The organism is Bacillus sp. NPDC057893, assembly GCF_042796455.1.
Taxonomy (GTDB): domain Bacteria; phylum Bacillota; class Bacilli; order Bacillales; family Bacillaceae_G; genus Bacillus_A.
Genome location: NZ_JBHVNG010000002.1, coordinates 961,359 through 977,102 on the forward strand (window position 1 = coordinate 961,359; position 15,744 = coordinate 977,102).

At 36.4% G+C, this 15,744-nt stretch carries 15 protein-coding genes and 1 other annotated feature; of the genes, 10 read left to right on the forward strand and 5 right to left on the reverse strand.

All coding sequences use genetic code 11. From position 1 onward, the window contains the following. The first annotated feature begins 190 nt into the window (after nt 1-190). The 4 genes from ACFVQC_RS13730 (at nt 191) to ACFVQC_RS13745 (ending at nt 3,925) form a co-directional block, all read left to right on the forward strand. Nucleotides 191-1,534, forward strand: a complete 1,344-nt coding sequence (locus ACFVQC_RS13730) for a sodium-dependent transporter (protein ID WP_199660785.1) — start codon at nt 191-193, stop codon at nt 1,532-1,534. 312 nt (nt 1,535-1,846) lie between these two features. Continuing rightward, a complete protein-coding gene (locus ACFVQC_RS13735; RefSeq protein ID WP_002202437.1) occupies nt 1,847-2,110 on the forward strand; it encodes a CD3324 family protein in 264 nt (87 codons plus the stop codon). A 136-nt stretch (nt 2,111-2,246) separates the two neighbouring features. Then, the gene (locus ACFVQC_RS13740; protein ID WP_377898495.1) at nt 2,247-2,885 is read left to right on the forward strand and encodes a FusB/FusC family EF-G-binding protein; all 639 of its coding nucleotides are present in this window, start codon (nt 2,247-2,249) and stop codon (nt 2,883-2,885) included. 143 nt (nt 2,886-3,028) lie between these two features. After that, nucleotides 3,029-3,925, forward strand: coding sequence for an RCC1 domain-containing protein (locus ACFVQC_RS13745; RefSeq protein ID WP_377894472.1), 897 nt, complete (start codon nt 3,029-3,031; stop codon nt 3,923-3,925). A gap of 90 nt (nt 3,926-4,015) precedes the next feature. Here the strand turns inward: ACFVQC_RS13745 and msrA are convergent, their stop codons facing one another. Next, nucleotides 4,016-4,552 carry a peptide-methionine (S)-S-oxide reductase MsrA gene (gene msrA / locus ACFVQC_RS13750; protein WP_128281457.1) on the reverse strand — a complete coding sequence of 179 codons (537 nt, stop codon included), beginning with the start codon at nt 4,550-4,552 and terminating at the stop codon, nt 4,016-4,018. A 90-nt stretch (nt 4,553-4,642) separates the two neighbouring features. After that, nucleotides 4,643-5,401, reverse strand: coding sequence for an SDR family oxidoreductase (locus ACFVQC_RS13755; protein ID WP_377898496.1), 759 nt, complete (start codon nt 5,399-5,401; stop codon nt 4,643-4,645). Nucleotides 5,402-5,660: 259 nt separating this feature from the next. Then, nucleotides 5,661-5,906: a binding site (T-box leader), on the forward strand. Nucleotides 5,907-6,009: 103 nt separating this feature from the next. Between ACFVQC_RS13755 and ilvD the strand changes: the two genes are divergently transcribed. Beyond that, a complete protein-coding gene (gene ilvD, locus ACFVQC_RS13760) occupies nt 6,010-7,683 on the forward strand; it encodes a dihydroxy-acid dehydratase (RefSeq protein ID WP_016094300.1) in 1,674 nt (557 codons plus the stop codon). A gap of 31 nt (nt 7,684-7,714) precedes the next feature. Beyond that, on the forward strand, nt 7,715-8,977 hold the full coding sequence (gene ilvA, locus ACFVQC_RS13765) for a threonine ammonia-lyase IlvA (RefSeq protein WP_377894469.1): 1,263 nt from the start codon (nt 7,715-7,717) through the stop codon (nt 8,975-8,977). Between the two features lie 99 nt (nt 8,978-9,076). Here ilvA and ACFVQC_RS13770 read toward each other — a convergent pair whose 3' ends face one another. After that, the gene (locus ACFVQC_RS13770; protein WP_377894467.1) at nt 9,077-9,304 is read right to left on the reverse strand and encodes a hypothetical protein; all 228 of its coding nucleotides are present in this window, start codon (nt 9,302-9,304) and stop codon (nt 9,077-9,079) included. Nucleotides 9,305-9,356: 52 nt separating this feature from the next. Beyond that, nucleotides 9,357-10,460: a CapA family protein gene (locus ACFVQC_RS13775; RefSeq protein WP_377894465.1), complete on the reverse strand. Its 1,104-nt coding sequence runs from the start codon at nt 10,458-10,460 to the stop codon at nt 9,357-9,359. A 297-nt stretch (nt 10,461-10,757) separates the two neighbouring features. On the opposite strand from ACFVQC_RS13775, the gene ACFVQC_RS13780 reads away from it, so the two are divergent. The 3 genes from ACFVQC_RS13780 (at nt 10,758) to ACFVQC_RS13790 (ending at nt 13,741) form a co-directional block, all read left to right on the forward strand. Next, nucleotides 10,758-11,477: a DUF554 domain-containing protein gene (locus ACFVQC_RS13780; protein ID WP_377898665.1), complete on the forward strand. Its 720-nt coding sequence runs from the start codon at nt 10,758-10,760 to the stop codon at nt 11,475-11,477. Between the two features lie 15 nt (nt 11,478-11,492). After that, complete coding sequence (locus ACFVQC_RS13785) at nt 11,493-12,359, forward strand: GNAT family N-acetyltransferase (protein ID WP_377898497.1); 867 nt, start codon at nt 11,493-11,495, stop codon at nt 12,357-12,359. A 167-nt stretch (nt 12,360-12,526) separates the two neighbouring features. Next, nucleotides 12,527-13,741: a multidrug efflux MFS transporter gene (locus tag ACFVQC_RS13790; RefSeq protein WP_377894463.1), complete on the forward strand. Its 1,215-nt coding sequence runs from the start codon at nt 12,527-12,529 to the stop codon at nt 13,739-13,741. Nucleotides 13,742-13,795: 54 nt separating this feature from the next. On the opposite strand, the gene ACFVQC_RS13795 is transcribed toward ACFVQC_RS13790, so the two are convergent. Continuing rightward, complete coding sequence (locus ACFVQC_RS13795; RefSeq protein WP_377894462.1) at nt 13,796-14,557, reverse strand: DODA-type extradiol aromatic ring-opening family dioxygenase; 762 nt, start codon at nt 14,555-14,557, stop codon at nt 13,796-13,798. 207 nt (nt 14,558-14,764) lie between these two features. On the opposite strand from ACFVQC_RS13795, the gene ACFVQC_RS13800 reads away from it, so the two are divergent. Further along, nucleotides 14,765-15,688, forward strand: a complete 924-nt coding sequence (locus ACFVQC_RS13800) for an alpha/beta fold hydrolase (protein ID WP_377894461.1) — start codon at nt 14,765-14,767, stop codon at nt 15,686-15,688. The last annotated feature ends 56 nt before the right edge of the window (nt 15,689-15,744 follow it).

A 15,744-nucleotide genomic window follows, 5' to 3' on the forward strand; every position in this document is an offset into this window, starting at 1 on the left:
AGGTCTTACTTTTGTTGTATCTTCATAACTAGGGTGGTACCGCGATATTTTTTGTCGTCCCTACGTATTTGCGTAGGGGCGTTTTTTATTTGAGAGGAAGTGGTTGGATTAGAACGGGCTAGTAATAGAACAATATGAACATAGAGCGAATTATAATGAAAAGAAATAGAAAAAGAGAGGAGATAAAAAGATGAATTCACAGCAATGGACATCGAAATTAGGTTTCGTATTAGCTGCAGCAGGTTCAGCAATTGGTCTTGGGGCGATTTGGAAATTCCCATATATGGCCGGTATTGGAGGAGGCGGGGCGTTCTTCCTTATTTTCATCGGTTTCACATTATTAATTGGTTTACCGCTATTATTAGCTGAATTCGTTATTGGAAGAAGTACACAAAAAGAGGCTGTTGATGCGTATAGAGAGATTGCTCCTAAAACGCTATGGCCGTGGTTAGGTAAATTAGGGATTGTAACATGTTTCATACTACTTTCTTTCTACAGTGTTGTAGGAGGGTGGATTTTATTATACTTATGGAATGCAATTACAGGTAGACTATGGGAAGGAAATGGTGCATACGAAGCTACGTTTGGTGAAATCATTTCCAATCCGTATTTAGCAGTAGGATCACAGCTATTATTCATCCTTATTACTATTTTTATCGTAAGTAAAGGCGTGCAAAATGGTGTTGAAAAAGTAAATAAATATTTCATGCCAGCACTATTCGTTTTATTCTTTGTATTAATTGTTCGTGCACTTACGTTAGACGGTGCTGGAGAAGGAGTTCGTTTCTTCTTACAACCTGATTTCTCAAATGTAACATCAGAAATCATTTTATATGCAATGGGGCAATCGTTCTTCTCGCTATCTGTCGGTGTAGCCGTTATGGTAACGTATAGTTCATACTTACCGAAAGAAGAAAGTTTACCGCGTTCAGCATTTTCTATCGTAGCTTTAACACTTGTTATTACATTACTTGCAGGACTTGCAATTTTCCCAGTTGTGTTCGCATTTGGAATGGAACCATCTCAAGGACCAGGACTATTATTTATCGTATTGCCAGCTATTTTCAGTAAAATGGCGTTCGGAAAATTATTCTTCATCGTGTTCTTATTACTATTTTTCTTTGCTACTATTACATCAGCAATTTCGATGTTAGAAATTAGCGTTGCATCTTTAACAACTAAAGGTAAAAGTAAAGGAAAACGTGAAAAAATGGCCTTAATCGTAGGATTATTAATCTTCGTTGTTGGGGTACCATCAGCATTATCATTCGGTTTGTTAAGCGATGTGAAACCATTTGGAAAAACAATTTTTGATTTAGCAGATTATGCGGTTAGTAACATACTAATGCCACTTGGTGTTTTATTAGTTTCCATCTTTGTTCCGTTGAAAATGAAGAAAGATGTATTAATGAAAGAGCTTGGTGTAAGTAAAAATAAAGGATACAAACTATTCGTATTATGGTTATTCTTACTTCGCTATATTGCACCAATTGCGATTATTATCGTATTCCTAAATGTATTAGGAATCATTTAGTCTAAAGCGCTAGTCTATCGTTTTAACGAAAAGACTAGCGCTTTTTCTTTAAAAGATTATGAAGATGCAAGGCGAGAAAAATTAGCATATAATAAAATGTAAAAGGTATATTAGGAGGTGTTTAGATGGCGATTACAATTCAATTGCCAGACACTGCAGCGTCTCATGCAAAGCCAAGTATGGAAATGGCGATACTTTGCGTGAGGTAGACAAGTAATATACAATCAATCGCCAAAATGAGCTCGTATCATTTTTTATATTTGGCTTTGCACCTTATTGAAATGAACCATAAAAAATAAGGGGCGAGCAGAAATGAAATACGTAAAAGCTGCGACTGTTTTACCGGAAAGTTTAATTGCTGAAATTCAAAAGTATATACAAGGTGAAACAATTTACATTCCAAAACAAGAAACAAAACATTATAAATGGGGTACACGATCTGGCGGAAGAAAACAACTGGATGAAAGAAATAAAGCAATTAAAGACGCTTTTAAAAGTGGAATTGCAATTCATCAATTAGCAGAAGAATATTTTCTGTCTGGAGAAACAATTAAGAAAATCGTGTATTCTAAATAAGGAAGCCGCCTCTAATTGGAAACTTAGAGGCGGTTTTGTTATGTAAAGTTCTTTTGTAAATCGTCTTTTACATACCGTAAAAGATAATTATTGTGTACAATAAAACTAGATCAACAATTTGTATGGAGTGATAACGATGGAAGCTTTTATTAGAAGTGATCAATATAATTTTATAAAGTCACAAGCTTATATTTTAGCAAATGGACACGCGACAGCGAATGATAGAGGTGTTATTGCTGCACTAAAATCTCTTGCTATTGAGAAAGTACTACATGTTTTTGGGAATTTAACAACTGAACAAAAAGAACTAATTGATATGGTAATAACAGTTGAAAATAGAGAAGATGCAGAATCGTTTTTACTGAAAATAAATCCGTATGTAATACCGTTTCAGGAAGTTACAGCACAAACGTTAAAAAAATTATTTCCTAAGGCGAAAAAATTAAAACTTCCTGATATGGAAGAGATTAATATGAAAGAAACGTCTTATTTAAGCTGGATTGATAAAGGAACGAGCAGGAAATTTATAATTGCAAAAAACAATAATAGGTTCGTTGGTCTACAAGGAACGTTCCAAAGCATAAATAAAAAAAGTATTTGTTCATTATGTCATGGGCATGAAGAAGTAGGGATGTTTTTAGTTGAAATAAAAGGAAAGATCCCAGGAACGTTTGTTAAAAAGGGGAATTATATTTGCAAAGATGGTGTTGCTTGTAACCATAACATGAAATCGCTTGATAAATTACAGGATTTTATTGAGAGATTGAAGAAATAAATAGAAGACCTCTAGTACTTAAACTGGAGGTTTTTATTTTTTGAAGAAGTAGTAATAGATTTCCTTTGTAGATGTAGATTAAAAATAAAGTTTGATAAAAATATCTATTTCGATACAGTTGCTTATTTTGAAGGAGGTAAAACATGGATTACATTTCACCGAAAGATGAGGTGTTAAAGGTGAAACGGTGGCCTAAAGATACGATAGCGGCCGGTCGTGGTCATACCGTTGGTCTTAAATCGGATGGCACGGCGGTAGCAGTGGGGCGAAATAAAGAAGGTGAATGCAATGTAAGCGGCTGGCGTGATATTGAAGCGGTCACGGCGGGTAATGTTCATATGGCGACGAACACGGGTAATGCTCATACAATCGGTCTTAAATCAGACAGTACGGTGACAGCTGTGGGCTGGAATAAGCATGACCAATGCGATGTAAACGATTGGCGCGATATTGTAGCGATAGCGGCGGGGTGGCGTCGTACTATTGGTCTTAAATCGGATGGTACGGTGGTAGCAGTGGGACGAAATAAAGAAGGTGAATGCAATGTAAGGGGCTGGTGTGATATTGTGGCGGTCGCAGCAGGCGACTGGCATACTATCGGCCTTAAATTGGACGGTACGGTGACGGCTGTAGGTAATAATCGGTATGACCAATGTAATGTCAGTGGCTGGAGGGATATTGTGGCGATAGCGGCAGGCTATCTTCATACAGTTGGTCTTAAATCAGACGGTATGGTGACGGCTGTGGGTAATAATAAACATGGTCAATGTGATGTCAGTGGCTGGAGGGATATTGTGGCGATAGCGGCAGGGAGTAATCATACAATTGGTCTTACATCTGACGGCATAGTGACGGCTGTGGGTAATAATAAACATGGTCAATGTGATGTAAGTGATTGGCGCGATATTGTAGCGATAGCGGTGGGTTGTGCCCATACAGTCGGTCTTAAATCAGACGGCACGGTGGTAGCGGTGGGTGATAACGAATATGGCCAATGTGATGTAGGCAGTTGGCGCAGCATTCGACTGCCTAGTAATTAGTTTTAACAGCAATTGTTTTTTTATTGTATGGTACTTTTTTCAAAGATAAAAACGCATCGCACTTTGAAAAGAAAGCACGATGCGTTTTTATTATTTTTTTTGCCAATTTTCTTTAATAAAATCTTCACGACCAGATTCCTTTTGCTCAGTAGCATATTTCTCTGGGTTCTTTTTATAAAAGTGTTGATGGTATTCTTCAGCCTCATAAAAAGGTGCAGTCGGACGAATTTCAGTCACGATTGGATCTTTAAACATACCGCTTTCTGCAAGAGTTTGCTTCGATTTTTCTGCAAGCTCTTTTTGCGCTTCATTATGATAGAAAATAGCGGTGCGGTAAGAGGGGCCACGATCGAAAAATTGTCCATCATCATCAGTCGGATCGATTTGTGGCCAATATAAATCTAATAATTTTTGATACGGGAAAATAGAAGGATCGAATGTAATTTGAACGACTTCTAAATGTCCAGATGTTCCAGCCTTTACTTGTTCATATGTTGGGTTTTCTACATGACCGCCTGCATAGCCGGAAAGCACTTTATGAATACCAGGAAGTTCATCAAACGGCTTTACCATGCACCAAAAACAACCACCTGCGAAGGTTGCGAGTTCGTATGTTTTTTCGGACATTGCTGTAATCCTCCTAAATTTATATGTTTTATATAGTATTATACAATTTGTTTTGTTGCGCAATAAAAAAGATTTGAAAATATATGTTTTTTATAAACAAGATCCTCCGCTCACATCAATCAATTGGCCAGTAACCCAACGACTATCAGGGGAAGCGAGAAATGCAGCGGTATCGGCAATGTCTTCTACTTCACCTAATCGATTGAAAGCTGAAATGTTAGTAGCATATCGTTTCATCATTGGATCGCTCAAGAGTTCCGCGTTCATATCTGTTTTGATAAAGCCTGGAAGTATTGCATTCACCGTTATTCCTCTTGCTCCAAGCTGCTTTGCAAGCGTGAAAGTCATTGTGTTAATTGCACCTTTCGTCATACTATATGCAACGAAATCAGGTAAAGAAATGCGAGTTGCGGCTGATGAGATATTAACAATCCGGCTATTGTCACGTAAACGCGGTAGAGCTTGTTGGATGATGAAGAATGGTGCTTTTGCATTTACTGAAATGATTCTATCAAAAAATTGTTCAGTCGTTTCTTCAATAAAAGCACCAGGTCCAATTCCAGCGTTGTTTATTAAAATATCAAATTCCGTTCCACCAGTTCGCTTTTGCAATTCAGTATCTAAAGAGTTATATAGATTTTCTACACCGTGTAAAGATTCAAGATTTGCACCGATAGAAAAAGCTGATCCGCCATTTGATTGAATTTCATGAGCAGTTTCTTCAGCATCTTCTTTTCGGTTACCATAATGAACAGCAACTAATGCACCGTCGTTTGCTAAACGCTTTGCGATAGCACGTCCAATTCCTCGGCTTGCTCCAGTAACTAATGCTATTTTACCTTTTAACATAGTTCTCTCATCTCCTCATAAATTTTTTATATGTTTTTAAGTTGTTTTTCTTTATGTAGAAAAGCAAACATACTTAAGCAATATATGAGTACATGTAAGGAGGTCATTCCGATTTTGTTTTGAGAAAAATAAATATCCTTCTAGTGAATGAATTGAACTTTTTAAAAAAATGAAAAATATATTGACAATGAAAAGGACAAAGTCCTATAATACGTTTAACAAATAAAAGTTAATTGAGAATTTTCTGAATTAATATTTTGTATATGCAAAGAAGAGGAAAGTAGATGATTATGATCGTTTCAGAGAGCTACTCCAAGGCTGTGAGGGTAGTAACAATCGAATCATTGAATATCACCTCGGAGCATCGCTTGCGAAAGGGAAACTGAGTAGAGGGCGGCGGCATCGTCTCCGGTAAAAGGACGGGGGTCTGATTGGACCTACAGAGCTTATATTTCGTGAGAAGTGTAAGGAAGCTGAGTGGTAACGCGAAACTCTCGCCTCAGCAATCAAAGCTACTATTAAGTAGTAGTTGATTGCTGAGGTGAGAGTTTTTATTTTAACAAATAGATTAAGTAAGAGAAAAAATGTGTAAGAAGGGATTTGACAAGATGAGAAGTGACATGATTAAAAAAGGTTTTGATAAAGCTCCGCATCGTAGTTTATTAAAAGCAACTGGTTTAAAAGATGAAGATTTTGATAAACCATTCGTAGCAATTTGTAATTCTTTTATTGAAATTATTCCAGGTCATAAGCATTTAAATGAGTTTGGAAAACTCGTAAAAGAAGCAGTACGTGCAGCAGGCATGGTTCCATTTGAATTTAATACAATCGGAGTAGATGATGGAATTGCGATGGGCCATATCGGTATGCGTTATTCGCTTCCGAGTCGTGAAATTATTGCGGATTCAGTAGAAACAGTTGTAAATGCACATTGGTTTGATGGAATGATTTGTATTCCAAACTGCGACAAAATTACGCCAGGTATGATGATGGCTGCACTTCGTGTAAACATTCCAACTGTTTTTGTTTCAGGTGGACCGATGGCAGCGGGGAAAACATCTAAAGGGGAAGTTGTCGATTTGAGTTCTGTTTTTGAAGGGGTAGGAGCCTATCAATCTGGGAAAATTACAGAAGAAGAATTAAAGGATATTGAAGATCATGGCTGTCCATCTTGTGGCTCTTGTTCCGGTATGTTTACAGCGAACTCTATGAACTGTTTATGTGAAGTGTTAGGCTTAGCTCTTCCTGGTAACGGGAGTATTTTAGCGATTGATCCAAGACGTGAGGAGTTAATTAAACAAGCAGCAGAAAAATTAAAAATTTTAATTGAAAGAGATATTAAACCACGCGACATTGTAACAGAAGAAGCAATTGATGATGCGTTTGCACTTGATATGGCGATGGGTGGATCAACGAATACAGTATTACACACGTTAGCACTCGCACAAGAGGCGGGGTTAGATTACGATATGAACCGCATTGATGCAGTTTCAAGGCGTGTACCGCATTTATGTAAAGTAAGTCCAGCTTCTAATTGGCATATGGAAGATATTGATCGAGCAGGCGGGATTAGTGCAATTTTGAAAGAGATGAGCCGAAAAGAAGGGGTACTTCACCTTGATCGAATAACCGCTACTGGGCAAACGTTACGAGAAAATATCGCTCATGCAGAGATTCAAGATAAGGAAGTGATTCATTCTCTCGAAAATCCTCATAGTGAAGAAGGGGGATTACGTATATTAAAAGGAAACCTTGCGAAAGACGGAGCGGTTATTAAAAGCGGAGCAACAGAAGTAAAACGATTTGAAGGACCTTGCGTTATTTTTAATTCACAAGATGAGGCGCTTGCCGGCATTATGCTTGGGAAAGTTAAGAAAGGGGATGTAGTTGTTATTCGTTACGAAGGACCAAGAGGCGGACCTGGTATGCCGGAAATGTTAGCACCAACTTCAGCAATTGCTGGTATGGGATTAGGAGCTGATGTTGCACTTTTAACTGATGGTCGCTTCTCTGGTGCTTCACGTGGTATTTCAGTAGGGCACGTTTCACCAGAAGCAGCTGCTGGCGGAACGATTGCACTGCTTGAACAAGGAGATATTGTATGTATTGATGTTGAGGAACGCTTGTTAGAAGTAAGAGTTAGTGATGAAGAATTAGATAAGCGTAAAAAAGAATGGAAACGACCGGAACCAAAAGTGAAAACTGGCTGGCTTGGACGTTATGCGCAGATGGTAACATCGGCGAATACAGGTGCAGTTCTAAAAATCCCGAATTTTGATTGAGCCAATTTAAAAGAGATAAGGATGATATGGAATGGTGCAAAAGGTAAAGGAGAGAGTGAAAATTGAAGATATCTTAATGGCTCATAATTGCATGAAAGATATCGTTATTAAAACACCGTTACAACGAGATTCAGTTTTATCTGAGAAATATGAATGTGACGTATATGTTAAGCGAGAAGATTTACAAGTTATTCGTTCTTTCAAAATTCGTGGTGCGTATAATTTAATTCAAAGTTTACCGAAAGAAAAGTTACAAAATGGTGTTGTTTGTGCGAGTGCTGGTAATCATGCACAAGGAGTTGCTTATACGTGTAATTTATTGAAGATTCCGTCAATAATTTTCATGCCCACAACGACACCTAAGCAAAAAGTATCACAAGTTGAATTTTTTGGTGGTGATTTCGCAGAAATTGTATTAGTCGGTGATACATTTGATAGTTCTTTCCAAGAGGCGCAGCGCTATTGTGTGGAAAATAGGATGACATTTGTACATCCGTTTGATGATCCGTATGTCGTTGCTGGTCAAGGAACAGTCGCTGTTGAAATTATGCATGATATGGAGAAACCAGTTGATTATATATTTACAGCAATTGGCGGTGGTGGATTAGCATCTGGTATTGGTACATATGTAAAGGGGGTTAGTCCTACTACAAAGGTAATAGGTGTAGAACCGATGGGAGCTGCATCTATGAAAGAAGCTTTTCTTCAAAATGAAAATGTTGCATTAGATAAGATTGATAGTTTTGTTGATGGAGCAGCTGTTAAGAAGGTAGGAAAGTTAACTTTTGAAACTTGTAAAGATGTAATTGATGACATAGTTTTAGTACCAGAGGGAAAGGTTTGTACGACGATTTTAGAACTGTATAAGAAAAATGCGATTGTAGCAGAGCCAGCTGGTGCGCTTTCTATTGCGGCACTTGATCTATACAGAGATGAAATAAAGGGAAAAACAGTTGTATGTACGTTGAGTGGTGGGAATAATGATATTGATAGAATGCAAGAAATGAAAGAACGATCTCTTATTTATGAGGGATTAAAGCACTATTTCATCATTGAATTTCCTCAACGTTCAGGAGCACTACGAGAGTTTCTGGATAAAGGATTAGGACCAGAAGATGATATTACTCGCTTTGAGTATATTAAGAAACATAATAAAGAAAATGGTCCAGCTTTAGTGGGGGTAGAATTAAAACATAGGGAAGACTATGAAGCTTTAATTACTCGCTTTCAAGAAAATAACATTCAATTTGTGGAGCTTAATAAAAATCCTGTGCTGTTTGATTTACTTATTTAATAAAAGAAAAGAGTTAACATACAATTCTACTTGAAATAAAAAAGATAGATACAAGCGGAGAGAAATCCTGCTTGTTCTATCTTTTTTATTCTTTGAAAGTTAAACGAAATACGCTCCATATTCAAGAAGGATAAAGCTAGTTAACCAAAAAAGTATTGCAATACGAATGATTATGTACATTGTAAATTCAAAGGGAGAAAGTTTTCTCTCTCGCTTTATTTTTCTTAGAAGTCTAACAGAAAAAACGGAACATAAAAGCAGGATCGCTATAGATATTTCATACACGTTTTCTAACAGACTTATATTTTCTAATAAGTTTTTTAGCATATTCATTACCTATTCCGTAATGTATGTTACAGAGAAATGAATCTCACGCTGTTTAGTTGCGTTTGTTAATTATTTTCCCAGTAGCATTAATTTCTACATCAGTTGAAACGGTTTGTAAATATTGTAGTGCTTTTTTCTTTTCTTCTTCATTTACAGGAGAAATTTGATTGTTTCGTATTATGTAGGGATTGAACGACATTTGAACATCTTCCCCTTTAAATGTTAAGGTCAAAACGCCTGTTTCGGCACTCTTTCCGTTTACGTAGCTCGGGAATAAAAAGTTTCCTAACGAGTATGCGATAGGAACTTTATTGTAATACTCAAATCCTTGTAACCAATGCGGGTGACTTCCAACGATTGCATCAGCACCCGCCTCTACCATTTTCGGAACATATTGTTTCTGGTATTCTATTGGGCGATTAGATTTTTCGACGCCCCAATGCATATAGACGATTACATAATCAGCATCTTTCTTTTGCTCTTGAATCGTTTTTGTTACAAGATCTAGATCATATCCGTTTGCAACGCCAGGTTTATTGTCACCAGCTACCCAATTAAAGTTAGGCATAAAGCGTACAAAGGAAAGAAATTTAAACTTTTTTCCTTTTACAGTTAGTTCACGAGCAGTATAAGCATCTTCAGCATTTTTTCCGGCGCCAGTGTAAGGGAGTTTTAATTTTTCGACGTGAGAAATGGTGTCTAGTAGTCCATCTTGTCCATAATCAAGCGTATGGTTATTGCCAATATTGACAATATCGTATCCAGTATTTTTTATTGCTTGTAGTGTAGATGGATCGCTTTTAATCCAAAATTGTTGCCCAGGCACTCTTTTTTCTTTTGTTGTAAATGCAGACTCTAAATTAATAAAGGAAATATCAGCTTTCGTTATTTCCTCTTTTACATGTTGAAACGGATAATCAGCCCCATTTTTTTCAATTACGGGACGTAATTGCCAATCGAACATCGTATCACCAGAGAAGGTGAGTGTAATTTCAGGGTCTTCGGTATTCTTTTCGGTCGTTGAATTTGCTTTACTTGATGTGTTTTGTGTATCTGGTTTATCTTTTGCTTTTGAAATGTAAGTGTAATTGATTAATAAAACAATTGGTGTAATGAAAAAGGCTATTAAAATAAGTCGTTTTAATAAAGTTTTCATAGCTACCGTCCCTTTTGGTTTTATCCCGCTTTATTCAACTGGTGATTAGTGGGAGGTAAAAAACGCCTCCGGACTAAAGTTTCACTTTATAACGTAATTGTGAACTTCCACAATGGTGCTAACAATGAATGTAGTAAAAATAAGTTATAGCTAGATTCATTGATGCAAAAAAAGCGAGTATTAATAGTGAAAATCATTTGTTAATATTCATAATATTAAGTTAACATATAGATAACCTTTAAATCAATGTGTAATCCAGAATGTAGTAATAAAGAATTCAGAGGGTGGAGAATGAAAATGGTTATATTAGGAGCAGTTGTAAATGGGGTTTGTATTATAGTTGGTACTCTACTTGGTAAATTATTTAGTAATATTCCAGAAAGTATGAAAGGGACGATTATGCATGCAATTGGCTTAACGGTTGCTGCACTTGGGCTTCAAATGGCATTGAAGAGTGAAAATTTTCTCGTTGTGATTTTAAGTTTAGTTATTGGTGCGGTAATTGGGGAATGGCTACAATTAGAAGAAAGGTTAACACATTTAGGAGATTGGCTAGAAAGTAAAGTTGGATCGAAAGGTAAAGGGAGTATATCAGAAGGTTTTGTAACAGCTACTCTTATTTTTGCAATTGGAGCAATGGGGATACTTGGTGCATTAGACAGTGGTATTAGAGGGAATCACGATGTTTTATTCACAAAAGCGATTATTGATGGATTCATTTCGATTATATTGACGACAACTCTTGGAATTGGAGTGGTATTTTCAGCAATTCCCGTTATTTTATATGAAGGTGCCATTGCAATTTTTGCAACACAAATTAATAGTTTTGTACCAAAAGAATTAATGAATCAATTTATAGTGGAAATGACAGCTACGGGCGGTATTATGATATTCGCCATTGGATTAAACTTACTTGGATTTATTAAAATTAAAGTGGCGAATTTACTTCCAGGTATATTGGTGGTTGGAATAATTGTTTCAATTATATATGGTTACGGTTTGATATTTAGTTTTTAGGGGGAAGGGATATAGATGGAGGAGTTTCAATTTACAAAACGTGCATATAAAATATTGGAGATTGCAGCAGGAGAGGCTGAGTGTAATAAAGGAATTATTCATCCAGGTCATCTATTTATAGGAGCTTGTAAGGAAGGTACTGGAGTTTGCGCGGAGTTACATATGTATTTATTTCACACGGTGGGTATGGATTTTTTAGAAAAAATATCGTTACTCCAACAATATTATGCAAATGAAATAGAATACATAAATGTTGGGGAGTTTAAAGTTTCAAATAAGACGATAGAAGTTTTAAAAGTAGCGAAAAAACGGATGGAACGTTTTCAGCAAGTATTAATAAATGAAGGACATGTTTTATATGCGATTTTTCAAGGGGATACAGTTATTGAAAAGGCTTTAAGTAAAAATGTGCAAAAAGATGTATTGCAAATTACATCTGAGCCAAGAGACTTAACCGTTGCTTTAAAAAGATTTAATCCTATTTATAATAATTTAAGCTGTAATATTAGAAGAGCGATTTTTTCTGATTTTGAAAAGTTAGCACATTTTGTTAAGGATGAATTTGGTGAGCGTTGGTTAAAATCTTTAGATTATGGATTTCGGACATATAAAGAAGAGTTACCTATTTTTATTGCTGAGGAAGGAGGAGAAATTATTGGTTTCGCTTGTTACGATGTTGTGAGAGGAAAAAAAGGGTTGTTTGGCCCGATGGGTACAGCGAAACATAATCGTGTGAACGGTGTTGGGAAGGAATTGTTACATCATTGTTTATATAGTATGAAGCAAGATAGATATGAATATGCAATTATTGGACAAGCAGGTCCGATTGAGTTTTACGAGAGAAGTTGTAATGCGAGTTTAATACAGATAGAGAATAATTAACCAACTTCATATAGGGGAGTTGGTTTTATTATGAAAACGTTGTAGGAATGTAGTGATTCTTACTAGAAAATAGCGGGTTTTATAGTAAATCTTACATGTAAAGCAAATTACTAAACTTTTTCTAGAAAACGGTGTAGAATGGGTATCGAATGAAAGAAGGTGTGAAAATGGCCAGCTGGAAACGAAATTTAATGATTTGTTGGCTAGGTTGTTTTACCACTGCAGCCGGTATGAGTTTAGTAATTCCTTTTTTATCTTTTTATATTGAGGAATTAGGAGTGACCGGCACTTCTAGTATTGCACAGTGGTCGGGACTTGCATTTGGTGTAACATTTTTAATGGGTGCGATCGTATCACCAATATGGGGCAAGCTTGGTGATATACATGGACGGAAATTGATGCTTATACGTGCTAGCCTTGGTATGGCGGTAATTATGACGCTTATGGGGTTTGTGACGGACGTGTATCAACTAGTCGCACTTCGGTTTTTAATGGGAGCGGTATCTGGTTTCCTTTCTACAGCGATGACATTTATTGCTGCAGAAACTCCGCAAGAACATTCAGGTTGGGCAATTTCTACAATCTCAACTGGAGGCGTGAGCGGTTCATTACTTGGGCCGATACTCGGAGGTTATTTGTCAGAGTTAATCGGAATGCGCCATGTTTTTCTAGTTACAGGAGCTTTCTTATTCCTTTCCTTTCTTATCGTCTTTTTCTTCTTACATGAGGAGAATCATTCTGCTAAAGCAAGAAAGGCACAGCCGAAAAAAGTATGGACGATGGTCCCGGCAAAACATTTAATAATAAGTTTATTTGTAGCAACGTTTATTATTCAGCTTGCAAATATGTCAATTCAACCTATTATTACGTTGTACGTAAAGCATTTGGCAGGACCAGGAACAGATCATATTGAAATGATTGCAGGCGCCGTTATGTCTGCGACAGGATTAGCAGTTATTTTAGCAGCCCCTAAGCTAGGAAGATTATCAGATCGTATTGGACCTCAAAAAACGTTAGTTGTAGCGTTGTTTGCTGCAGGAATTATTTTTATTCCGCAAGCATTTGTAACCTCAGCTTGGCAACTATTAATTCTTCGCTTTTTATTAGGTATTGCACAAGCAGGACTATTACCTTCCGTACAAACTCTACTAAAACAACATACGCCAACCCATGTAACGGGACGAATATTTGGATATAATCAATCGTTTCAGTTTTTAGGAAATATGATTGGGCCAGTACTTGGTGGACAAATTGCAGCTCATGCGGGATTCCAATATGTTTTCTTATCTACATCATCATTATTATTTATTGCATGTATTTGGGTTTATTTTCATAGTAAGAATGCAGAGGTATCAGAAAAACAACATTTGGAAGTTAGTTAATTAGGTGAATGAACAGTAAAAAGGATGAAGCAATATTTGCTTCATCCTTTTTCATTAAAACTGAAAGCAAAGATAACTTAATGTACCAAGTTCGTAGCTACGGTGAATGACTTTCCCTGTCTGTTCACCACTACCCATTGCGATAAATAAAGGAACAAAATGCTCTGCTCGTGGTACTGCTAATTGTGCATGAGGAGCATTCTTTTCCCAATTAAACAATGCATCTTTATCATTAGTCTGCATATGATTTATAATCCAATCGTCAAATTCAATAGCCCATCTTTCAGGTGTAGTTTGATTCCATTTTAAAGCTCGTAAATTATGAACGGTAACCCCGCTACCGATTACTAAAATATCTTCTTGTCCAAGTCCTTGTAGTGCTTCTCCAATTTCATATTGCTCTTTTGCAGGAAGGAAAGGATTTACTGATATTTGTACGACAGGAATATTTGCTTCTGGATACATGCGATGCAGGAGAGTCCAAGAGCCATGATCTAAACCTCTCGTCATATTATGATGGACGGGAATGCCTTTATTTTTAAGTTTTGTTTCTAGCATAGATGCAATGCTAGAAGAACCTTTAGCTCGATATTTAATTTCATATAACTCAGGAGGAAATCCACCGAAATCATAAATTGTTTCATATTCATCATCTGATGAGGAGATTGTTAATAGTTCACTTTCCCAGTGAGCGGTAAAAATAACAATTGCTTTCGGTTTATATGTTTCTCCGAGTGTTTTTAAAAAACTTGTATAATCTGTATCTTGGATAGCGAGCATTGGTGAACCGTGTGCTAAAAATAGTGATGGCATCATATTGAAAACCTCCTAAAAATATATTGATTACTTTATGTAAGTAACTATATAATTTTTATTTTAGTTCGTCAAGAAAGTATTTTTAAAGCGAGTCTGAAAAATAGATTATTTGTTATAATGAAAGCAATTACATATAATATGTAATAAGAATAATGAATGTATATTCATTTTTAAAATAGATACATAATAGATTTGGGGGCTGACGAAATGAACGTACAGGAAAGTTTCGTTACGGCATTGGATGAATCGGAAATTTATTTGCGTAAATGGTTACCAGAAGGCAATCCGCGGGGGATTGTCCAAATTGCACATGGTATGACAGAACATGCAGGGGTGTATACAGAATTTGTAGATGCTTTATTAGCGGTAGGGTATGGTGTTTATGCGCATGATCATAAAGGGCATGGGAAAACAGTGAAAAGAGAAGAAGACTATGGTCATTTTGAACCAAATGTAGGGTGGAATCAGGTTGTGTCTGATGTTATTTTTGTATCAGAAACGATAAGGAAAGAACAAACATGTCCATTGTTTTTACTTGGACATAGTATGGGCTCTTTTTTATCAAGACGAGCTGTGCAACTTCGAGGTGAATTATATGATGGATTTCTTATTTCAGGAACTGGGGGAAATCCAGGGGTTTTAGGCAGCATTGGCCATAAAGTAGCAACAATCGAAATGAAACTACGCGGAGCGAAAACGAAAAGTCCGATGTTAAACTTTTTATCTTTTGGTAATTTTAACTCAAAGTTTAAGCCGAATCGTACAAAATTTGATTGGTTATCTTCAGATAACAGCCAAGTAGATAAATATATTAAAGACCCGTTATGTGGCTTTATATGCACAACAAGTTTTTATCGAGAATTATTTCATGGTGTATTAGAAGTAAATAAATTAGAAGAATACAAGAAAACGCCAAAAAGTCTTCCTATACATATATTCTCTGGAAATCGTGATCCTGTTGGGGATATGGGGAAAGGTGTAAAAGAAGTATACGAAAATTATAAAAAATGTGGTGTGAAAGATGTAACACTTCGTTTATATGAAAATGGTAGACATGAAATGTTCCATGAAGTGAATAGAGATGAAGTGTTTAAAGATTTGATTTCTTGGTTAGATGGACATATTGTATGAGAAGAAACCTCACTTTTTCTGAAGTGAGGTTTCTTTGAGGAAATGGAGGAATGGTT